Genomic DNA, 22,303 nt, shown 5'->3' on the forward strand with positions numbered 1-22,303 from the left:
ATGAAAAAGCATGAGCGCCAGCCCTTATGATGTAGGCTCCTCATGCTTGACGAGTACTTTTTTCAGCTTTCTCTCAAAATCTCTTCTCGGAATCATGACACTGTGGGAACAACCCGTGCATTTGATCCGAATATCCATTCCCATCCGAATGATTTTCCACCTGTTTTCACCGCAAGGATGCGGTTTCTTCATTTCAACAATATCATTCAGGCCAAAGTCTTTATCCGCCAAGACCCTTCACCTCTCTCCATAGACTGCTTTATTTATTGTACAAAAAAAGACAGGATAAGAGCAACGGCCGCACTCAAAATGAGCATTATACTTTTTTCCATCTCCCTAAAATAGGGTAAAGAAGAAGACATACCAGCAAATAAAGACTCAAAAGCCCGTAAATGGGATATAAAATGGCGATCAAATCTGAAAAACCGATTGTCGTAAAAGGCACCATCACAGCTAAAAGAAGAGCTACGAGCGTCCATCTCGGCAATTTCACAAATGCAAGCATGCGGCTGGAAAGCCCGAACAGACCGGTCACGGTTGTCGTATAGATGGCTAAAAAAAGCACGGCGGCCATACAAAGAAATAACGGATAAGGAGCGCCTTCAAGGACGGCGAAAAGAGGCATCTCATATTGTGTAAGACTGCCTGAAAGCTGCACAAGCGTTTCATTGTAAACAAATGAAATCACACCGAAAATCAGCCCGCTTGCAACGCTTGCGATTTTCGCTTCTCCCAGTCCTTTCATATCTTTCCCGATTGAAGAAAGAACAGCGACAACAGAAAGGATGTTTAAGGACGTGAAGGTAATGCTTGCCGGCCAATTATACTGGCGGGTCAAATCTATCGTCCACGTGTAATGATGGGTTGTCTGAAAAAAGACCAATGCATATAACAGCCCCGCTACAAGAATCGGTATCAAAATACTATTCAGAGATAATATTCCTTTTATATCCCAAAAGAATAAACCGACGGTCACAATGCAAAGAAGAAAAATACCGATCCAAAACGGCAGCTTGTACATTTGCAGCGTCACACCGCCGCCGGCAATCATAACCATCGTCATTGAAAACAAATAAAACATAATAAGCACATCATAGACTTTAGCAAGAGCCGGCCCCATCAGATGCTCAAGCACAGGTAAAAAGTGCGTTGATTGAACCCGATAGCTGATCTTCAACACAATATAAGCCGAAATCGTAAACATGACTGTAAACAATACAATAGCCAGTCCGCTTTCGACACCGAAAAACTGCCATATTTCCTGCCCGCTTGCATACCCAGCCCCAATCTGGCTGCTTAATATGAGCAGCATCCACTTCATCCCGGCTCTCCACACCCTCATCACCTCATAAAATTTCTGATAATCTCCGCATATTGCTACTATATTGAGTGACAGCGGCAATCATTCATACAAATGGGACAAATATGGTATGATAAAGACGATTGACTATTCAGAAAATTTTATTTATATAAGGAGCTCAAATCATGTACTTCAAGCGTTTAACCGCAAATGATACCAAGCCTTACACCGATATCAGGCTCAAAGCTTAAAAGATCACCCGGACGCGAGGCTTGAATCCGGTAATGCCATCGTGCTTGGCGCCTTTGAAAAAGACAGACTGATAGGAATCCTCAAGATCTCCAAGCATTCGCTGTTTAAACTAAGACACATTGCGGTTATCGGTTCTATGTATATTTCCCCCAAACATCGAAGGTCAGGCGCGGAAGCAAAAAAGATGAAAGACACAGAACAGCTCCATCTCTCTGTTACTTCAACAAATGAACCCGCAAAAAAACTCTACGCTCAGTTAGGATTTATCCTCTTTTCTGCAGAAAAAAGAGCGCTGAAATTAGATCATCAGCAATATGTAATGTAGATCAAATGGTCTTATTTCTTTCATGAACTTAAAGAATAACTGCTCTGAGTTCTTTTTTCTATCCCGCTCTTTTCAAACAACCGGCATGCTGATCATGACATAAGCATAAAAAAAGGCAGCGCTGGATATACTGTAAACAACCATACAACACCAAAAACAACAATGTAATACTCGTATGACATGACAAGGAAGTGAACCTTATGAATCGAAAAGGCGGGCTTTTTTCTCAAGAACGGGCAAAACAATATGTATCTCATACGGATTCTTCTGCTGCGAATCAAATACAAGCGATCCTTACTTCATCTTTACGTAAAGCAGCCGGCAGACCGTTAGTCACCGTGTGTATCGGTACAGATCGGTCGACCGGAGATTCATTAGGTCCGCTCGTAGGAACAAAGTTAGAAAAAATGAATTTAGGCAGATTGTACGTTTACGGCACGCTGTCAGATCCTGTTCACGCCGTCAATATGAAAGACAAGCTGAAAGATATTCAACATCTACATAAAAATCCGTTTATTATAGCGGTTGATGCTTGTTTAGGCCGCGTCAAAAGCGTAGGCTCATTTCAAATCGGCGATGGACCGCTGAAGCCCGGAGCAGGTGTTCAAAAAGACCTTCCTGAAATCGGTGACGTCCATATCAACGGAATCGTCAATGTCAGCGGGTTTATGGAGTATTTTGTCCTGCAGAATACGAGGCTTCATCTTGTTATGAGCATGGCAAATGTTTTAGCAGAGGGGTTACAGCTGACAGATAAATCAGAAGGCCGGCAGGAACGGCTCAGTCCGTTTCATAAGCTGACAAGACGTATATAAAAAACCATCTTTTTAAAAAAAGATGGTTTTTACGCTTCTCTTTCAGACAATAGTTCTAGGATACGTTCAAGATCTTCATTTGAGAAAAACTCAATCTCAATCTTCCCTTTTTTCTTTTGTCTCTTAATATTTACTGTTGTTCCGAAGTAATTTTGCAAATACGATTCCCGCTCTTTTAACACAACATCTTGAACAGGTTCTTTTTTCTTTGTTTCACGTGGAACATTGTTGTTTAACTGCTGAATCAGCTGCTCAAGCTGACGGACGTTCAGCTGTTCTTCAACCACTTTCTTCACAAGCGGTTCAAGCTTGTTTTTATTTTTCAAACCAAGCAAGGTTCTGCCGTGTCCCATGGATAACGTACCTTCTGCAATGAGGTTCTGGATGCTTTCCGGCAGCGTCAGCAGTCTTAAATGGTTGGCAATATGAGGCCTGCTTTTCCCGAGCCGTTTAGCGAGCTGTTCCTGGGTTAAATCCAAATGCTTCAGCAGTGAGTCATATGCCAGAGCTTCTTCAAGCGGTGATAAGTCTTCACGCTGAAGGTTTTCCAAAAGAGCGATTTCCCGCATCAGCGATTCAGATAAATCCCGCACGATAGCCGGCACTGTCTCTTTACCGGCAAGTTTTGCGGCGCGGTAACGGCGTTCGCCGGCTACAATATCATAGCCCTTCAATGATTTTCTCACGATAATGGGCTGAAGAATGCCATGCTGAATGATGGATTCCTTCAGTTCAGCTAATGACTCATCGTCAAATTGTTTTCTTGGCTGATAAGGATTGGGGCGCAAATCACTGATTTTAATCTCTTCCACTGTCTCTTCAGACAAATCAACCTGATTAAACAACGCGTTAATCCCTTTTCCGAGCCCGCCTTTAGCCATTCGCTGCCACTTCCTTTGCTAAATCTAAATATACTTCCGCACCTCTCGAACGCGGATCGTATAATATGATCGGCTTGCCGTGACTCGGCGCCTCACTTAAACGGACATTGCGAGGGATAATGGTTTGATACACTTTATCTCTAAAGTATTTCTTTACCTCCTCTATCACTTGAATGCCGAGATTCGTTCTGGCATCAAGCATCGTCAGAAGCACTCCTTCTATCATTAAGTCGGTATTTAAATGTTTTTGCACAAGCCGAACTGTATTTAATAATTGACTCAATCCTTCAAGAGCGTAGTATTCGCACTGAACCGGGATAACGACTGAATCTGAAGCGGTAAGCGCATTAATCGTTAATAACCCGAGAGACGGAGGACAATCAATAATCATGTAATCGTAATTTTGTTTCACTGATTCTAATGCTCTTTTCAGCCTGACCTCCCGTGAGATCGTCGGAACCAATTCGATTTCCGCTCCCGCAAGCTGGATCGTGGCCGGAATGACATCTAAGTTCTCTACTGAAGTCGGTTTAATAATATCTGTAACATCTGCATCATCTACTAAAATGTCGTACACACAATGATCCACATCGGCTTTTTCAATCCCTAATCCGCTCGTTGCATTGCCCTGCGGATCAATATCAACAAGAAGAACCCTTTTACCTATGTAAGCCAAGCAAGCCCCCAGATTAACAGAAGTCGTCGTCTTCCCGACTCCGCCTTTTTGGTTCGTAATTGCTATGATTTTTCCCACGATGTCACCTACCTTCACATGAACATGTACTGTCTTGTTTCTATCTTATCAAAAAAAGAGTAAAGCGTTTTATTTTTTTCATAATTTGTTTATCAGCAAGTGAAAAAAATGTAAACGAAAAAGACACTTTCTAATATAAGTTCTCCGATAATGTGACTTTTTTGACTGTAAAAAGACAATTCACGACACAAAAAGATAAAATTTTACATATATAATGTATAGTGCACAATAAATCTATCATTATCTCAAAATAGTTTTTTGATTAAAATAAAAACTCCCCTGCTGATCAGGAGAGTTTTTATTTAGGTATCCGAATGGTAAGCTGGATGTACTCTTCGAATTCTTCTTCTTCAGTATTCAGTCTGACGCCGCTGTCTTCTACCATGGACAGTGACTGACGAATCGTATTCATCGCAATTCTTGTATCCCTGCTGAACGCTTTGCGTCTCGGCTTTGGTTTCTGCTTATTCTGTTCAAGCATTTTCACCACTCTGTCTTCCGTCTGCTTGACGTTTAAGCTTTTCTCAATGATTTCCGCAAGCAATGTGACCTGAAGCTCCGGCTGTTTGAGCGGAATCAGTGCTCTTGCATGACGTTCCGTAATTTTTTTCTCCATAATCGCATCCTGGACCGGTTCCGGGAGCTTTAACAATCGGAGCTTGTTCGCAATCGTTGACTGGCCTTTTCCTAAGCGCTGCGCCAAGGCTTCCTGTGTTAAATCATGAAGTTCTAACAGCCTTGCGTACGCATGAGCTTCCTCAATGGAGGACAATTCTTCCCTTTGCAGGTTTTCAATCAAAGCGACAGATGCTGTTTCCGTATCAGAAAAATCTTTAATAATTGCGGGAATCTTCTCCCATTCAAGCGTCTGTACCGCTCTCCAGCGCCTTTCACCCGCAATGAGCTCATATTGTCCTTCATCTTCTGTATGTCTGACAACAATCGGCTGAATGATGCCGTGTGTATGGATAGTCATTGCTAACTCTTTGATTTTTTCATCTGAGAAAATGGTGCGTGGCTGAAAACGGTTGGGAACGATAGCATGTACCGGTATTTCGAGTATCTCTTCTTTGTTTGTATCATGCTCAGCTATCTCCGGTTCCTCTTCCTTCTCACCAAACCCGAAGAAACGAGAGAATGAATGCTTCATGTACCTACACCACCTTTAAAAACTGCCATTTTTATAATTCTATTTTCTCATGGTTTTTCCTGCTGTATCTTCATCAATTTTGCAGAAAATATGATGGAATTGTCACATCAGGCTGTCTAAATTACCCTTCAATTGGCGATTTATTTGGAGTACCCGGTTTTCTCGGATATTTTTTCGGAGTGCTTTTCGTCTTGCGAATGATCATAATGTTCCGTTCACTTTCTTCAACAGGAAGTGTAAAGGAATGAACTTGTTCAAGCTCTCCTCCCAATACTTTAATCGCCTTTTGCCCCGCTTTCAGCTCTTCATCAGCGGCTGCTGCTTTCAGTGCGGCAAATACGCCGTTTTTCTTGGCCAGCGGCAGACAAAGCTCACTCAGGACCGACAGACGCGCCACCGCACGGGCCGTCACGAGATCGAAGCTTTCCCGTACGTCTTTCCGCTGTCCGAATGTCTCCGCTCTGTCATGGACAAATGTCGTATGCTCTAATTGTAAAGCATCAGAGAGAGTTTCCAAAAACGTAATCCGCTTATTCAGTGAATCGACGATGGTGACATGCAGATGCGGGAAGCAGATTTTGATGGGCAGGCTTGGAAAACCGGCGCCGGCGCCGACATCACAAAGAGTGGTGACCTTTTCAAAATCAATATAAAATGCCGCCGTTATCGAATCATAAAAATGCTTGAGATAAACTTCCTTTTTCTCAGTGATGGATGTCAGATTCATTTTTTCGTTCCATTCCACGAGCATCCGGTAATACAACTCGAATTGCTCCAGCTGGCGGTCAGAAAGGGAAATCCCTTTCTCCGCTAAACTGGATGTAAATTCCTCTATATTCATGCCGTCATCCTTTCTATTCAGCTACCTTGGCAATACGGCCCTGCTCCAGGTATACCAGCAGGATTGAAATGTCTGCCGGATTGACGCCGGAAATACGGGACGCTTGAGCAACTGATAAAGGACGCACTTCTTTCAGCTTTTGACGGGCTTCAGTAGCAATTCCTTTAATGGCGTCATAATCAATCCGATCAGGGATTTTTTTGTTTTCCATTTTCTTCAGCTTTTCCACTTGCTGCAAGGATTTTTCGATATATCCTTCATATTTCACCTGAATTTCCACTTGTTCCGCCACATCTTGCGGAACCGGAGAATCTGCAGGTGCAAGTTTTGTCACTGTTTCATAGTTCATTTCCGGACGTTTCATTAAATCTGTGCCGCGCACTCCGTCTTTCAGCTCGCTTCCGCCGAGTGAACGGATATATTCCTGATTCTCAGGAGACGGCTTGATAATAACAGACCAGAGACGTTTTTTCTCTGCCTCGATCGCCGCTTTTTTCTTCTCAAACGCTTCATAGCGCTCATCAGAAATTAAGCCGATATCGTGGCCGATTTCCGTCAGACGAAGATCGGCGTTGTCGTGACGGAGCAGCAGTCTGTATTCCGCCCGTGAAGTCAGCAGACGGTACGGTTCATTGGTTCCTTTCGTTACCAAATCATCAATCAATACACCGATATAAGCATCGGAACGGCTGAGGATCACTTCTTCTTTTCCAAGCGCTTTGCGGCCTGCGTTGATCCCTGCCATAATTCCTTGCCCGGCTGCTTCCTCATAACCTGATGTACCGTTAATTTGACCGGCTGTGTACAGGTTAGGGATTTTTTTCGTCTCCAGTGTAGGCCAGAGCTGCGTCGGTACAATCGCGTCATACTCAATCGCGTATCCGGCTCTCATCATCTGCACCTTTTCCAGTCCCGGAATGGTCGCCAGCATCCGCTGCTGCACGTCCTCAGGAAGACTCGTGGATAAACCTTGAACGTATACTTCCTGCGTATTTCTGCCTTCCGGCTCAAGGAAAATCTGATGACGCGGTTTATCATTAAACCGAACGACTTTATCTTCAATCGAAGGACAGTATCTCGGTCCCGTTCCTTTAATCATACCGGAATACATTGGCGAACGATGCAGGTTGCTGTCGATGATCTCATGAGTCTCAGGACTCGTGTAAGTCAGCCAGCAAGGCAGCTGATCGGTAATGTATTCAACCGTTTCATATGAGAAAGCGCGCGGAACCGGGTCCCCCGGCTGGATTTCTGTTTTGCTGTAATCAATGGAATCGCTTGAGACACGAGGAGGCGTGCCCGTTTTAAAACGGACGAGATCAAAACCGAGCTCCTCTAAGTGCTCAGAAAGTTTAATAGACGGCTGCTGGTTATTCGGACCGCTTGAGTAAGACAAATCACCGAGAATGATCCGTCCTCTTAAATACGTTCCGGTTGTCAGCACGACCGTTTTTGCCTTATATTCAGCACCGGTTTGCGTAATGACACCGCGGCACTCTCCGTCTTCAATGATTAAACGCTCGGCAATCCCTTGAAGAAGTGTCAAATTCGGTGTTTTTTCCAGCGTATGCTTCATTTCGTGCTGATATTGGAATTTATCCGCCTGCGCACGCAGCGCCCGTACGGCCGGACCTTTTCCTGTATTCAGCATTCTCATTTGAATATGAGTTTTATCTATATTTCTAGCCATTTCTCCGCCGAGCGCGTCAATTTCGCGGACGACAATCCCTTTCGCGGGGCCGCCGACAGACGGATTACATGGCATAAACGCAACCATATCAAGATTAATCGTCAAAACAAGCGTTTTGGCTCCCTGGCGCGCGGATGCGAGGGCAGCCTCAACACCGGCATGCCCGGCGCCGATGACAATCACGTCGTATTGGCCTGCTTCATACCCCATGGTTTTTTCCTCCCTTTTATTTACCTAAACAAAATTGTGAAAAGAGCTGATCAATTAAGCTTTCGTGGACGGCATCACCGATGATTTCGCCCAGCAGCTCCCAGCACCTTGTCAAATCAATTTGGACCATATCAATCGGAACATCCTGTTCAATTCCGTTCAGCGCATCATCAATCGCTTGCTTTGCCTGATGCAGAATCGAGATATGACGGGTGTTGCTGACATAGGTGAGATCTCCGCTTTCGATCGCTCCTGTATAAAATAGCGACTGAATCGCTTCCTCTAAATCTTGAATGCCTTCTTCTTTCAGCAATGAGGTCGTGACGACAGGCCGGCCTTTCGCCAGTTCCTTGACGCGCTCAGCGTCAATCTTAGCCTCAAGGTCCGTCTTATTCATAATGACAATGACGTCCATTCCCTCAACCGCTTCAAACAATTTCACATCTTCTTCAGAAAGCTCTTCGCTGTGGTTAAGCACAAGCAAAATGAGATCCGCTTCCTTCAGAACCTGCCGTGACCGTTCCACACCGATTCTTTCGACGATATCTTCTGTCTCACGGATTCCGGCGGTATCGACAAGCCGAAGCGGCACGCCTCGCACGTTGACATATTCCTCAATCACATCACGCGTCGTTCCCGGAATATCGGTTACGATCGCCTTCGTTTCATGGACAAGGCTGTTAAGCAGAGAGGATTTTCCGACGTTCGGACGGCCGATGATCACGGTAGACAGTCCCTCACGCAAAATTTTCCCCTGCTCAGACGTACGGAGCAGCGCCTCGATTTCTTTCTTCACGCCGCTTGCCTTCTCCACTAAAAGCTGATGCGTCATTTCTTCGACGTCATCATATTCCGGATAATCTATATTAACCTCAACATGGGCAAGTGTTTCTAACAGCTCATCACGCAGACGGCGGACAAGCGCGGAAAGCCGTCCTTCCATCTGGTTCATGGCGACATTCATGGCACGGTCCGTTTTGGCCCTGATCAGATCCATCACCGCTTCCGCCTGTGATAGGTCAATCCGTCCGTTTAAAAATGCGCGCTTCGTAAACTCACCGGGTTCTGCCAGTCTCGCACCTTCTCTTAAAGCAAGCTGGAGCACCTGATTAACCGTCACAATACCCCCGTGACAGTTGATTTCAATGACATCTTCCCTTGTGAATGTTCTGGGCGCTCTTAAAACAGACACCATGACTTCCTCAATAATCCGTCCCGTCGTGCTGTCCGCGATATGCCCGTAATGAATGGTATGCGATTCTGCCGAACTGAGCGTTTTGCCTTTCGGACCCTTGTACATTTTGTCGGCGATCTTTACGGCTTCCGGGCCGCTCAGCCGAACGATCGCGATCGCGCCTTCACCCATCGGAGTTGAAATCGCTGCAATTGTATCCATGCTGTTCACCTCTCTTTATCTCTGTTTCCATCTATATAAAAAATTTTATTTACGCCAAAATTAAAAGATAACATAGTTTGGTTTGAAGTGGAAGATACGTTATCCACAAAGGCAGAAATTCATCCCTTATTACTTTAACTTATCCACATGTGAATAACAATTAATTTTATTTCCTAAAACCTTTTTTATCAACAGCATAGACCGAAAAAGAAAAAACTTAAACGCTAAAAATGCGATTCTGCTTAGGAATAGAGCCATTTTTACCAATAAAAAAACCGAAGTTCCGATTTTACCCGGACTTCGGTTTTCTGCTATCTTTATGGGAAATAACGAGATGGCGGTACCGGCCTTCACCGGTAGAAAACGTTTTGATATTTGGATGCTTTGACAGCGCGTCATGGATGATTTTTCTTTCACCTGACGGCATCGGTTCTAAATGCACATCTTTTTTCGTTTTCGACACTTGCTTGGCCAGCCTGTTTGCCAGCTGATCCAGAATTTCTCTTCTTTTCCGCCGGTAATTCTCAGCGTCGACAACGGCTTGGCGATACTGGCCGGAGCCGCGGTTCAAAACAAGCTGCGTCAATGTTTCCAGGGCATTGAGTGTTTGTCCTCTTTTGCCAATAAGCAGCGCCGCTTTTTCACCTTTAATGTGAAAACAGACTGTTTTCTTGTTTTCTTCCGTCACAATCTCAGAAGGCCCGGCAATGGAATGGATGATTTCTTCCAAATACGCTTTCGCTTCCTGAACAGGATTTCTTTTCTCTTCCAGTTCTACGATCGCATTCTTTTTTCCGAAAATACCCAAAAACCCTTTATATTCTTCTTGCACCACCGTTATTTCTACTTGATCTTTCGTCAGTTGAAGTTCCTGAAGGCCTGATTGAACTGCTTCTTCGACATTCCGTCCCGCAGCAGTCACCTTCTTCACTTTTTCTTTCCTCCCGCTTTCTGCGTTTCCGGATCGTGTTTAATGTCAGGTCCTTTAATAAGGAATGTCTGAGCAATCATAAACAGGTTTCCGACTACCCAATACAGAGAAAGCGCGCTCGGGAAGTTGATCGCAAATACGATGATCATAATCGGCATAATCCATACCATCATTGCCATTTGAGGATTCTGAGTCGGATTTCCGGCCATCATCAGCTTCTGCTGGACAAAAGTGGCCACACCGGCAACGATAGGAAGAATATAGTAAGGATCCTTCTCTCCTAGGTCAAACCATAAAAAGCTGTGCTGTGAAATGGCTTGCGTACGCATAATGGCGTGGTAGAATCCGATCAAAATCGGCATTTGAATCAGGATCGGGAAACATCCCGCCAGCGGGTTTACCCCGTGCTTTGAAAACAGGGCCATCGTTTCCTGCTGAAGCTTCTGCTGCGTTTTTTGATCTTTAGAGCTGTATTTTTCTCTGAGCTTCTGCATTTCAGGCTGCAGCGCCTGCATCGCTTTTGAGCTTCGAAGCTGCTTGATCATCAGCGGCAGAATCAGCAGACGAATTAAAATCGTAACGATGATGATCGATAAACCATAGTTATCGCCCGTCAGTTTCGCTACGTACGTAATGACTTCTGACAATGGATACACAACATATTTGTCCCAGAAATGCGGACTATTCGCCGTAATCGGCTCTTTCACACTCGAGCACCCGGCCAGCAGCACGAGCATACCGACCATACTCAGTAGTAACCATATTCTCCTTTTCAAGAACGTTTCCTCCTATACCAATCTTTATAAACCTTGTATGTATTTTAGCATCTTTCAGTTTCAAATGGCGTTCATTTTTCGCCAAATAAAAGGAAGCGCTTTTAAAAACGTGAAGAAAACAAAATATGAGCTATTTTGACGAAGATTTCTTATATAATGAGGTTTTTCTGAATAAGTGCTGCAGACTCTTTTTCGTTTCTTCAAAACTGAGGTCGCCGGCGGGTTTTCTTGCGATAATAATAAAATCTTTCGGCTTGAGCAGCTCTTTTTCCTCCTGAACAGCCTGCCTTATTAACCGCTTCACCCGATTGCGCACGACGGCATTGCCGATTTTTTTACTGACAGAAAGCCCTACCCGGAGCTCTTCCTGTTTCGGCTGATCAAGCGTATACAGCACGAACTGGCGGTTTGCCATAGACGTTCCGCGTTTAAACACTTTTTGAAAATCTTCATTTTTCTTTAACCGATTTCGCTTCTTCACTTTAATTCACTCCGATATTCACTCGCAGAAACTTTTATTTCTATCTAAAAAAAACGGGCCGCCGGAATACTGAAGAAATTTCTCCAGTACCGGGCGACGCATGACATCTCACTCTCTTAATGTGAAAAAAGACCACTGACATTATTCAGTGGCCTAAGCTGATAATACTTTTCTGCCTTTGCGGCGACGGCGTGCTAATACTAGACGACCGTTTTTTGAACTCATACGGCTTCTGAAGCCATGAACTTTACTGCGTTTACGGTTATTCGGTTGGAATGTTCTTTTCATTTATGACACCTCCCTCGAGGAATAGCTGTTAAAGACAGTCTTACTTATTATATTTGTGCTGCCTATTCATTGTCAACTTCAGCAGTGCTTTTATTTCTTACAACCATAATAGGATAACATACCTTAATCAGTTTAGAAACCTTATTTTTCATATTCCTTTTTTTAACGAAAAAAAAAAACCGCGCTCCCTCGAAAAAACGACATGTGGATAATTTTTCGGTCTTTTTTTAATATCCACAATCGTTATCGACAACATTTTCACATTGCTAACCCCTGTGGACAAAGATTTTTCAACAAGTTGTCAGGTTTGTGGATAAGATTACGAGAACCATTGCAAGTCCTCGCTTAATTTGATATTATATTTGTGTTTTAACTCTTAATTACTTATCCAGTCCATTCTCCTTATCCACAATTTGTGGATAAGTTGTGGATTGTTTTCACACAGCTTGTGTAGATTGTTGTCCACAACTTGTGGAATTTGTCGAAAAGCTATTTTTCTACTATACTATATGTTTTCAACATTTCGTGTGTACGAATGGTCAGAGCCATATGCTCTTTTTTTGTGTTCTATAACAGGGAAAGGGCGCTGATTTTTAAAGAAAAGGAGGGCTGTGCCGGATAATGGAGAATATATTGGATCTTTGGAATCAAGCTCTAGCTCAAATTGAGAAAAAGCTAAGCAAACCGAGTTTCGAAACTTGGATGAAGTCGACGAAAGCCCATTCGCTGCAAGGAGATACCTTAACCATCACCGCTCCTAATGAATTTGCCAGAGACTGGCTGGAGTCCAGGTACTTACATCTCATTGCAGACACCATATATGAATTAACCGGGGAAGAATTGAGCGTCAAATTTGTCATTCCTCAAAATCAGGACGAAGAAGACTTTTTACCGAAACCGCAAGTGAAAAAAGCGGCAAAAGAGGAACCGTCTGATTTTCCCCAAAGCATGCTCAACCCGAAATATACATTCGACACATTCGTCATCGGATCGGGAAACCGATTCGCCCATGCAGCATCACTGGCTGTGGCGGAAGCACCCGCTAAAGCGTACAACCCTTTATTTATATACGGGGGAGTCGGCTTAGGAAAAACCCACTTAATGCACGCGATCGGCCATTATGTCATTGATCATAATCCTTCAGCCAAAGTGGTGTACCTGTCTTCTGAAAAATTCACAAATGAATTCATCAACTCAATCCGCGATAATAAAGCCGTTGATTTCCGCAACCGCTACCGGAACGTTGATGTACTTTTGATAGATGATATTCAATTTTTAGCCGGAAAAGAACAAACACAGGAAGAGTTTTTCCATACATTCAACACGCTTCATGAAGAAAGCAAACAAATCGTGATTTCCAGCGACAGACCGCCGAAAGAGATCCCGACCCTTGAAGACCGCCTGCGTTCGCGGTTCGAATGGGGATTGATTACGGATATCACACCGCCGGATCTGGAAACGCGGATTGCCATCCTGAGAAAGAAAGCGAAGGCGGAAGGCCTTGATATTCCGAACGAGGTCATGCTTTACATCGCAAATCAGATTGACAGCAACATCCGCGAACTGGAAGGGGCATTAATCCGGGTTGTCGCCTATTCATCCTTAATCAATAAAGACATTAACGCAGACCTGGCTGCAGAAGCATTGAAAGATATTATTCCGTCTTCAAAGCCGAAGGTCATTACGATAAAAGAGATTCAGCGGATCGTCGGACAGCAGTTCAACATTAAGCTTGAAGATTTCAAAGCGAAAAAGCGCACGAAATCCGTGGCGTTCCCAAGACAAATTGCGATGTATCTTTCAAGAGAAATGACGGATTCTTCTTTGCCTAAAATCGGGGAAGAATTTGGCGGCAGAGACCATACAACCGTCATTCACGCCCACGAAAAGATTTCAAAACTGCTGATTGATGACGAGCAGCTTCAGCAGCAGGTGAAAGAAATAAAAGAACTGCTTAAATAATAGTGCCCTCGGATGAATCGGGGAAAGTGTGAATAACTTTTTCATAGCCATACACAGTCTGTCCACATGTGGATAGGCTGTGTTTCCTGTCTTTTTCACAACTTATCCACAAATCCACAGGCCCTACTATTACTACTGCTATTTTTAAAATATATTAATTATATTATCCGTTAGGAGGATAAACATGAAATTTACGATTCAAAAAGATCGTTTAGTCGAAAGTGTACAAGACGTTCTAAAAGCCGTTTCATCCAGAACCACAATTCCCATTCTCACCGGTATTAAGATCGTCGCCTCAGATGAAGGAGTATCTTTCACAGGAAGTGACTCTGATATTTCAATCGAGTCATTCATTCCGAAAGAAGAAGATGATAAAGAAATCGTGACGATCGATCAGCCGGGAAGTATCGTGCTGCAAGCGCGTTTCTTCAGCGAAATCGTTAAAAAACTGCCGATGGCGACTGTTGAAATCGAAGTTCAAAATCAATATTTAACGATTATCCGTTCCGGAAAAGCCGAATTTAATTTAAACGGCCTTGATGCAGATGAATATCCGCATCTACCGCAAATCGAAGAGCATCACGCCATTCAGATTCCGACGGATCTTTTGAAAAACCTGATCCGCCAAACCGTGTTCGCTGTGTCCGCCTCAGAAACACGCCCTATCTTGACAGGTGTAAACTGGAAAGTCGAAAACGGTGAATTATTATGCACTGCCACGGATAGCCACCGACTCGCTTTAAGAAAGGCGAAGCTTGATATTCCGGAAGACAGCTCTTATAACGTGGTCATTCCCGGGAAAAGCTTAACCGAGCTGAGCAAAATTCTTGATGACAACCAAGAACTGGTTGATATCGTGATTACAGAAACCCAAGTGCTGTTCAAAGCGAAAAACGTATTGTTCTTCTCAAGATTGCTTGACGGAAACTATCCGGACACGACCAGCTTAATTCCGCAGGAAAGCAAAACGGAAATCGTCGTGAACACGAAGGAATTTTTACAGGCGATAGACCGTGCTTCTTTATTGGCGAGAGAAGGCCGCAACAACGTTGTAAAGCTTTCTGCCAAACCGGCGGATTCGCTTGAAATTTCATCAAATTCTCCGGAAATCGGAAAAGTGGTCGAAGCTGTGCTGGCTGACCAGATTGACGGCGAGGAATTAAATATTTCATTCAGTCCAAAATATATGATGGACGCACTGAAAGTACTTGAAGGAGCGGACATCCGTATCAGCTTTACGGGAGCGATGAGACCGTTTCTTATCCGTACGCCGAATGATGAAACCATCGTTCAGCTCATCCTTCCGGTCAGAACGTATTAATCAAACAGAATGTGCTGCCGGCTTAGTTCGGCAGCTTTTCTATTCATCAGCCGCTCCCTCAAGTTTTCCCTTTCCTTATTTCAGGATTTTTTAGTACAATTAGATATTAGTGATATTTGAAAGAGGTCGATATTATGGCAAATCCGATTTCGATTGATACAGAAATGATTACGCTTGGCCAGTTTTTAAAATTAGCCGATGTAATTCAGTCCGGCGGCATGGCGAAATGGTTTCTGAGCGAGCATGAGGTGACTGTCAACAATGAACCTGACAATCGCCGCGGCAGAAAGCTTTACGTTGGAGACGTGGTCGCGATTGAAGGATTTGGTTCATTTCAAGTCGTCAATTAAAGCGGGTGACAGCGGTTGTATATCCAAAATTTAGAATTAACATCCTACCGTAATTATGAGCGCGCTGAGCTTCAATTCGAAAACAAGGTGAATGTGATCATCGGGGAAAATGCCCAAGGCAAAACCAATCTGATGGAAGCCATCTATGTCCTTTCGATGGCAAAATCACACCGCACCTCAAATGACAAAGAACTTATACGGTGGGACGAAGACTATGCTAAAATAGAAGGAAGAGTGATGAAGCGCAACGGGGACATCCCGATGCAGCTTGTCATCTCCAAAAAAGGTAAAAAGGGCAAGGTCAATCATATAGAGCAGCAAAAACTCAGTCAGTATGTCGGAGCGCTGAACACCATTATGTTTGCCCCTGAGGATTTAAATCTCGTCAAAGGAAGCCCTCAGGTGAGGAGGAGATTTCTCGATATGGAGATCGGGCAGGTTTCTGCCGTTTATCTGTATGATTTATCTCTTTATCAAAAAATCCTTTCACAGCGGAATCATTTTCTGAAACAGCTGCAAAGCCGGAAACAGACTGACCGGACCATGCTTGACGTTCTCACTGATCAGCTGATTGAAGCAGCCGCAAAAGTTGTCGCCAAACGTCTGCAGTTTACGGCGCAGCTTGAAAAATGGGCGCAGCCGATCCATTCCGGCATTTCCCGGGGACTTGAAGAACTGACGCTTAAGTATCACACGGCGCTTGATGTATCAGATCCCAAAAATTTGTCGAAAATAGGTAACAGCTACCAGGAGTCTTTTTCGAAATTAAAAGAAAAAGAAATAGAACGAGGCGTCACATTATTCGGACCGCATCGGGATGATGTCCTTTTTTATGTGAACGGACGCGATGTGCAGACGTACGGTTCGCAGGGACAGCAGCGTACGACGGCTTTGTCTTTGAAGCTGGCCGAAATAGATTTGATTCATGAAGAAATCGGAGAATACCCCATTTTACTTTTGGATGATGTACTAAGCGAGCTGGATGATTACCGACAGTCCCATTTGCTTCATACGATCCAAGGCCGTGTGCAGACATTTGTCACCACGACAAGCGTGGATGGCATTGACCACGATACCTTACATCAAGCAGGAATGTTCCGTGTGGAAAACGGTACGTTAGTGAAGTGAAGAAATGAGGTGAGCGATTGTATATTCATTTAGGTGACGACTTTGTCGTTTCAACACGCGATATCGTCGGCATTTTTGACTGCAAGGTCAATGTATCGCCGATTGTTGAAGAATTTCTGGACAGACAGAAAGAAAAAGTAGTGCCGTCCGTAAACGGCACGCCAAAGTCTATCGTAGTCACGACTGAGAATATATATTACTCTCCCTTATCTTCCGGCACACTGAAGAAACGTGCGCAATTTATGTTAGAAATAGATTCTTAGCGGATCTTTACAATGAATATATCGTTTAAGAAAAGTGTAGGTGAATGTGCATGGCTATGGAACAGCAGCAAAATAGTTATGATGAGAATCAGATACAGGTATTAGAAGGTTTGGAAGCTGTTCGAAAGAGACCGGGGATGTACATCGGATCAACTAACAGCAAAGGCCTTCACCACTTGGTGTGGGAAATCGTCGACAACAGTATTGACGAGGCCCTGGCCGGTTATTGTACAGATATTAATATCGAGATTGAAAAAGATAACAGCATTACCGTTAAGGACAACGGGCGCGGAATTCCGGTCGGTATCCAGGAGAAGATGGGCCGCCCTGCGGTTGAAGTCATCATGACCGTTCTCCACGCCGGCGGTAAATTTGACGGAAGCGGATATAAAGTATCCGGCGGTCTTCACGGTGTAGGGGCGTCCGTCGTAAACGCCTTGTCGACCACTCTTGACGTTACGGTTCATCGTGACGGAAAAATCCACTATCAGGCGTACGAGCGCGGTGTGCCTGTGGCCGATCTTGAAGTGATCGGTGATACTGATAAGACCGGAACGATTACGCACTTCGTTCCGGATCCGGAAATCTTCAAAGAAACAACTGTATACGACTATGATCTGCTTTCAAACCGTGTCCGGGAATTGGCCTTCCTGACAAAAGGCGTAAACATCACGATTGAAGACAAACGTGAAGGACAAGAACGGAAAAACGAGTACCACTACGAAGGCGGAATCAAAAGCTATGTTGAGTACTTAAACCGTTCCAAAGAAGTCGTTCATGAAGAGCCGATTTATATCGAAGGCGAGAAAGACGGCATAACGGTTGAAGTTGCATTGCAATACAACGACAGCTATACAAGCAATATTTATTCTTTCACAAATAATATCAACACATACGAAGGCGGGACGCACGAGGCCGGATTTAAAACTGGTCTGACCCGTGTCATAAACGACTATGCAAGAAGAAAAGGGATTTTCAAAGAAAATGATCCGAATTTAAGCGGGGATGATGTGAGAGAAGGGCTGACTGCCATTATTTCAATTAAGCACCCTGATCCGCAATTCGAAGGGCAGACGAAAACCAAGCTCGGCAACTCTGAAGCGAGAACGATCACTGACACGCTGTTTTCTTCTGCGCTGGAAACATTCCTTCTTGAAAATCCGGACTCAGCCCGCAAAATCGTTGAAAAAGGTTTAATGGCCGCAAGAGCGCGGATGGCAGCGAAAAAAGCGCGGGAATTGACCCGGCGCAAAAGTGCGCTTGAGATTTCCAATCTGCCGGGCAAACTGGCGGACTGTTCTTCTAAAGATCCGAGCATTTCCGAGCTGTATATCGTAGAGGGTGACTCTGCGGGCGGATCAGCGAAACAGGGACGGGACCGTCATTTCCAAGCCATTCTGCCGCTGCGCGGTAAGATTCTGAACGTTGAGAAAGCCAGACTTGATAAGATTCTCTCAAACAATGAGGTCAGATCAATGATCACGGCCCTCGGAACAGGAATCGGCGAAGATTTTAATCTTGAAAAAGCGCGTTATCATAAAGTGGTCATCATGACGGATGCCGATGTTGACGGCGCCCACATCAGAACGCTTTTATTAACGTTCTTCTACAGATACATGCGGGAAATCATCGAAAACGGCTATGTCTACATTGCCCAGCCGCCGCTTTATAAAGTGCAGCAGGGAAAACGGGTGGAATACGCTTATAACGATAAGCAGCTTGATGAGCTGTTAAAAGAGCTTCCGCAATCACCTAAGCCCGGCCTCCAGCGTTATAAAGGTCTTGGAGAAATGAACGCGACTCAGCTTTGGGAAACGACAATGGACCCTGCGACCAGAACGCTTCTGCAAGTCAATCTTGAAGATGCAATGGACGCTGACGAGACTTTTGAAATGCTGATGGGTGACAAAGTAGAACCGCGGAGAAACTTCATAGAAGCAAACGCCAGATACGTGAAAAATCTTGATATTTAACCAAGAAAGCCTTATTTTCGTTAAGAAATAAGGCTTTTTTCTCAAAGCGGCTTCTAAAGCCTCTGAAAACCCGCAAAACCCGTATATTCTACTAAATTAATGTGTATAAACACAAGTTTATTGATATAATGGAGAATAGTGAAATCGTATTGAAGATCATAATGGACAATCTACTCCCACATTATTTCATGTGATACTTCAGGGAGGTTTTTTTAATGAGTGAACAAAACACACCACAAGTACGTGAAGTCAATATCAGTCAGGAAATGCGGACATCCTTTCTGGACTATGCAATGAGCGTTATCGTATCCCGGGCGCTTCCGGATGTGCGTGACGGTCTGAAGCCGGTTCACAGACGGATTTTGTACGCAATGAATGATTTAGGCATGACCAGTGACAAACCATATAAAAAATCTGCCCGTATCGTCGGTGAAGTTATCGGTAAGTACCACCCGCACGGTGACTCAGCGGTTTACGAATCAATGGTCAGAATGGCGCAGGATTTTAACTACCGCTACATGCTTGTTGACGGACACGGCAACTTCGGTTCGGTTGACGGCGACTCAGCGGCCGCGATGCGTTACACAGAAGCGAGAATGTCAAAAATCGCAATGGAAATTCTGCGTGACATTACGAAAGACACGATTGACTATCAAGATAACTATGACGGTTCAGAAAGAGAGCCTGCCGTCATGCCTTCGAGATTTCCGAATCTGCTCGTAAACGGGGCTGCCGGTATTGCGGTCGGAATGGCGACAAACATTCCTCCCCATCAGCTTGGAGAAGTCATTGAAGGCGTGCTTGCCGTAAGTGAGAATCCTGAGATTACAAACCAGGAGCTGATGGAATACATCCCGGGCCCGGATTTTCCGACTGCTGGTCAGATTTTGGGCCGGAGCGGCATCCGCAAGGCATATGAATCCGGACGGGGATCAATCACAATCCGGGCTAAGGCTGAAATCGAAGAGACATCATCAGGAAAAGAAAGAATTATTGTTACGGAACTTCCTTATCAGGTGAACAAAGCGAGATTAATTGAAAAAATCGCAGATCTTGTCCGGGACAAAAAAATCGAAGGAATTACCGACCTGCGAGACGAATCCGACCGTAACGGAATGAGAATCGTCATTGAGATCCGCCGTGACGCCAATGCTCACGTCATTTTGAATAACCTGTACAAACAAACGGCCCTGCAGACGTCTTTCGGAATCAACCTGCTGGCGCTCGTTGACGGACAGCCGAAGGTGCTGAGCCTGAAACAATGTCTGGAGCATTATCTTGATCACCAAAAGGTTGTGATCCGGCGCAGAACGGCTTACGAACTCCGCAAAGCGGAAGCGAGAGCTCACATTCTGGAAGGTTTAAGAATCGCTCTCGATCATTTAGATGCCGTTATTTCTCTTATCCGCAGTTCCCAGACGGCTGAAATTGCGAGAACGGGTTTGATCGAACAATTCTCACTGACTGAAAAACAAGCGCAAGCCATTCTGGATATGCGCCTTCAGCGATTAACCGGTCTGGAGCGCGAAAAGATTGAAGAGGAATATCAATCACTTGTTGCGCTTATCGCCGAGCTGAAAGATATTTTAGCCAATGAAGAAAGAGTTCTTGAGATCATCCGTGAAGAGCTCAATGAAATCAAAGAGCGTTTCAATGATGAGAGACGCACTGAAATCGTGACGTCCGGTCTTGAAACAATTGAAGATGAAGATCTTATCGAGAGAGAAAATATCGTCATCACACTGACCCATAACGGCTATGTTAAACGTCTCCCGGCGTCCACATACCGCAGCCAAAAACGGGGCGGAAAAGGCGTACAGGGAATGGGAACGAATGAAGATGACTTTGTGGAACACTTAATTTCCACATCAACGCACGATACGATCCTGTTCTTCTCTAATAAAGGGAAAGTATACCGTTCTAAAGGATATGAAATCCCTGAATACGGCCGTACGGCAAAAGGCATTCCGATTATTAACCTTCTGGAGGTTGAAAAAGGCGAATGGATTAATGCTATTATTCCGGTCAGCACGTTTGATGAGGAGCAATACCTATTCTTTACGACCAAACAAGGGGTGTCGAAACGTACGGCACTGTCCCAGTTTGCGAATATACGGAATAACGGGCTGATCGCCCTGGGTCTCCGGGAAGACGATGAACTGATGGCCGTCCGCCTGACTGACGGCAAGAAACAAATCATCATCGGAACGAAGAACGGTTTGCTGATCCGTTTCCCTGAAGAAGATGTAAGACAAATGGGACGAACAGCTGCAGGTGTTAAAGGCATCACGCTGACAGACGATGATGTTGTGGTAGGCATGGAGATTCTTGAAGAAGACTCCCACGTCCTCATAGTGACAGAAAACGGCTACGGCAAACGCACACCGGCTTCAGAATACAGAGTTCAAAGCCGGGGCGGAAAAGGCCTTAAAACATGTAAAATCACTGACAGCAACGGTCCGTTAGTAACCGTGAAAGCAACAAAAGGCGAAGAGGACTTAATGATTATTACGGCAAGCGGCGTGTTAATCAGAATGGATATTAATGATATCTCCACTACGGGACGCGTAACACAAGGCGTCCGTCTGATCCGCATGTCTGATCAAGAGCATGTAGCCACTGTGGCGCTTGTGGAAAAGAATGAAGAAGAGACTGAAGAAACGGAAGAAGTATAAACGAAAAAGCGCAGCTGTAACAGGCTGCGCTTTTACTATATAAAGAAATGAAAAAAAGCTTTGACACATAGTGATGATGCTGATATAATTCTTTTTGTTGTCTTTTTAATAGAAAGGCAAGCCTAGCGAAAATATTTTTTAAAAAAGTATTGACCTAGCAAACTGAAAATGTTATGATTAAGAGGTCGCTTCGAGAGGAGCAACAAAGTTCTTTGAAAACTAAACAAGACAAAACGTACCTGTTAATTCAAAGTTTTAAATAAATCGCACAGCGATGTGCGTAGTCAGTCAAACACTTTATCGGAGAGTTTGATCCTGGCTCAGGACGAACGCTGGCGGCGTGCCTAATACATGCAAGTCGAGCGGACAGATGGGAGCTTGCTCCCTGATGTTAGCGGCGGACGGGTGAGTAACACGTGGGTAACCTGCCTGTAAGACTGGGATAACTCCGGGAAACCGGGGCTAATACCGGATGGTTGTTTGAACCGCATGGTTCAGACATAAAAGGTGGCTTCGGCTACCACTTACAGATGGACCCGCG

Annotated in this window: 21 protein-coding genes and 1 rRNA gene; 10 read left to right on the plus strand and 12 right to left on the minus strand. The window is 44.5% G+C overall.

Going from position 1 to position 22,303, the window contains the following annotated elements:
* Window positions 1-24: 24 nt before the first annotated feature.
* Together AR442_RS17980 and AR442_RS17985 are read right to left on the minus strand one after the other, a co-directional pair.
* The gene (locus AR442_RS17980; RefSeq protein ID WP_004392973.1) at window positions 25-231 is read right to left on the minus strand and encodes a DUF951 domain-containing protein; all 207 of its coding nucleotides are present in this window, start codon (window positions 229-231) and stop codon (window positions 25-27) included.
* An 85-nt stretch (window positions 232-316) separates the two neighbouring features.
* A complete protein-coding gene (locus AR442_RS17985; protein WP_099721928.1) occupies window positions 317-1,342 on the minus strand; it encodes a YkvI family membrane protein in 1,026 nt (341 codons plus the stop codon).
* A gap of 250 nt (window positions 1,343-1,592) precedes the next feature.
* Between AR442_RS17985 and AR442_RS17990 the strand changes: the two genes are divergently transcribed.
* On the plus strand, window positions 1,593-1,877 hold the full coding sequence (locus AR442_RS17990; RefSeq protein ID WP_235549102.1) for a GNAT family N-acetyltransferase: 285 nt from the start codon (window positions 1,593-1,595) through the stop codon (window positions 1,875-1,877).
* 200 nt (window positions 1,878-2,077) lie between these two features.
* The gene (yyaC, locus tag AR442_RS17995) at window positions 2,078-2,692 is read left to right on the plus strand and encodes a spore protease YyaC (protein WP_053285271.1); all 615 of its coding nucleotides are present in this window, start codon (window positions 2,078-2,080) and stop codon (window positions 2,690-2,692) included.
* Between the two features lie 29 nt (window positions 2,693-2,721).
* Here the strand turns inward: yyaC and AR442_RS18000 are convergent, their stop codons facing one another.
* From AR442_RS18000 to rpmH, 10 genes are all read right to left on the minus strand, one after another.
* Window positions 2,722-3,573, minus strand: coding sequence for a ParB/RepB/Spo0J family partition protein (locus AR442_RS18000; protein ID WP_004392966.1), 852 nt, complete (start codon window positions 3,571-3,573; stop codon window positions 2,722-2,724).
* Window positions 3,566-4,327, minus strand: coding sequence for a sporulation initiation inhibitor protein Soj (gene soj / locus AR442_RS18005; protein ID WP_007409899.1), 762 nt, complete (start codon window positions 4,325-4,327; stop codon window positions 3,566-3,568). Before soj ends, AR442_RS18000 begins: the two co-directional genes overlap by 8 nt.
* Before the next feature lie 298 nt (window positions 4,328-4,625).
* The gene (gene noc, locus AR442_RS18010) at window positions 4,626-5,477 is read right to left on the minus strand and encodes a nucleoid occlusion protein (protein ID WP_007615083.1); all 852 of its coding nucleotides are present in this window, start codon (window positions 5,475-5,477) and stop codon (window positions 4,626-4,628) included.
* Between the two features lie 121 nt (window positions 5,478-5,598).
* Window positions 5,599-6,318 (minus strand): 16S rRNA (guanine(527)-N(7))-methyltransferase RsmG, encoded by a 720-nt coding sequence (rsmG, locus tag AR442_RS18015; protein ID WP_007409901.1) that lies wholly within the window; start codon window positions 6,316-6,318, stop codon window positions 5,599-5,601.
* 13 nt (window positions 6,319-6,331) lie between these two features.
* Window positions 6,332-8,218 carry a tRNA uridine-5-carboxymethylaminomethyl(34) synthesis enzyme MnmG gene (mnmG, locus tag AR442_RS18020; RefSeq protein WP_007615086.1) on the minus strand — a complete coding sequence of 629 codons (1,887 nt, stop codon included), beginning with the start codon at window positions 8,216-8,218 and terminating at the stop codon, window positions 6,332-6,334.
* Window positions 8,219-8,234: 16 nt separating this feature from the next.
* Entirely contained in the window at window positions 8,235-9,614 is a 1,380-nt protein-coding gene (gene mnmE, locus AR442_RS18025) for a tRNA uridine-5-carboxymethylaminomethyl(34) synthesis GTPase MnmE (protein WP_007409903.1), read from the minus strand.
* Between the two features lie 289 nt (window positions 9,615-9,903).
* On the minus strand, window positions 9,904-10,545 hold the full coding sequence (gene jag / locus AR442_RS18030) for an RNA-binding cell elongation regulator Jag/EloR (RefSeq protein WP_017418434.1): 642 nt from the start codon (window positions 10,543-10,545) through the stop codon (window positions 9,904-9,906).
* A complete protein-coding gene (spoIIIJ, locus tag AR442_RS18035; RefSeq protein ID WP_007409906.1) occupies window positions 10,542-11,291 on the minus strand; it encodes a YidC family membrane integrase SpoIIIJ in 750 nt (249 codons plus the stop codon). The genes jag and spoIIIJ overlap by 4 nt, the downstream gene beginning before the upstream one ends.
* A gap of 160 nt (window positions 11,292-11,451) precedes the next feature.
* Window positions 11,452-11,802, minus strand: coding sequence for a ribonuclease P protein component (gene rnpA, locus AR442_RS18040; RefSeq protein WP_004392944.1), 351 nt, complete (start codon window positions 11,800-11,802; stop codon window positions 11,452-11,454).
* 153 nt (window positions 11,803-11,955) lie between these two features.
* The gene (gene rpmH / locus AR442_RS20175; RefSeq protein ID WP_003178075.1) at window positions 11,956-12,090 is read right to left on the minus strand and encodes a 50S ribosomal protein L34; all 135 of its coding nucleotides are present in this window, start codon (window positions 12,088-12,090) and stop codon (window positions 11,956-11,958) included.
* A 621-nt stretch (window positions 12,091-12,711) separates the two neighbouring features.
* Here rpmH and dnaA point away from each other — a divergent pair.
* The 8 genes from dnaA to AR442_RS18080 all read left to right on the plus strand — a co-directional run.
* Entirely contained in the window at window positions 12,712-14,052 is a 1,341-nt protein-coding gene (gene dnaA, locus AR442_RS18045; protein ID WP_004392913.1) for a chromosomal replication initiator protein DnaA, read from the plus strand.
* Window positions 14,053-14,236: 184 nt separating this feature from the next.
* Window positions 14,237-15,373, plus strand: a complete 1,137-nt coding sequence (gene dnaN / locus AR442_RS18050; RefSeq protein ID WP_014416704.1) for a DNA polymerase III subunit beta — start codon at window positions 14,237-14,239, stop codon at window positions 15,371-15,373.
* Window positions 15,374-15,507: 134 nt separating this feature from the next.
* Window positions 15,508-15,723: a ribosome maturation protein RlbA gene (gene rlbA, locus AR442_RS18055; protein WP_004392910.1), complete on the plus strand. Its 216-nt coding sequence runs from the start codon at window positions 15,508-15,510 to the stop codon at window positions 15,721-15,723.
* 15 nt (window positions 15,724-15,738) lie between these two features.
* On the plus strand, window positions 15,739-16,851 hold the full coding sequence (gene recF, locus AR442_RS18060) for a DNA replication/repair protein RecF (RefSeq protein WP_053285270.1): 1,113 nt from the start codon (window positions 15,739-15,741) through the stop codon (window positions 16,849-16,851).
* Between the two features lie 17 nt (window positions 16,852-16,868).
* On the plus strand, window positions 16,869-17,114 hold the full coding sequence (gene remB / locus AR442_RS18065; RefSeq protein WP_004392908.1) for an extracellular matrix regulator RemB: 246 nt from the start codon (window positions 16,869-16,871) through the stop codon (window positions 17,112-17,114).
* A gap of 56 nt (window positions 17,115-17,170) precedes the next feature.
* Window positions 17,171-19,087: a DNA topoisomerase (ATP-hydrolyzing) subunit B gene (gyrB, locus tag AR442_RS18070; RefSeq protein ID WP_014720600.1), complete on the plus strand. Its 1,917-nt coding sequence runs from the start codon at window positions 17,171-17,173 to the stop codon at window positions 19,085-19,087.
* Between the two features lie 215 nt (window positions 19,088-19,302).
* Window positions 19,303-21,762, plus strand: coding sequence for a DNA gyrase subunit A (gyrA, locus tag AR442_RS18075; RefSeq protein ID WP_053285269.1), 2,460 nt, complete (start codon window positions 19,303-19,305; stop codon window positions 21,760-21,762).
* A 297-nt stretch (window positions 21,763-22,059) separates the two neighbouring features.
* Window positions 22,060-22,303: ribosomal RNA gene (locus AR442_RS18080) — 16S ribosomal RNA — on the plus strand; the annotation flags it as partial.

The sequence above is a fragment of the Bacillus velezensis genome, assembly GCF_001461825.1.
Classification (GTDB): domain Bacteria; phylum Bacillota; class Bacilli; order Bacillales; family Bacillaceae; genus Bacillus; species Bacillus velezensis.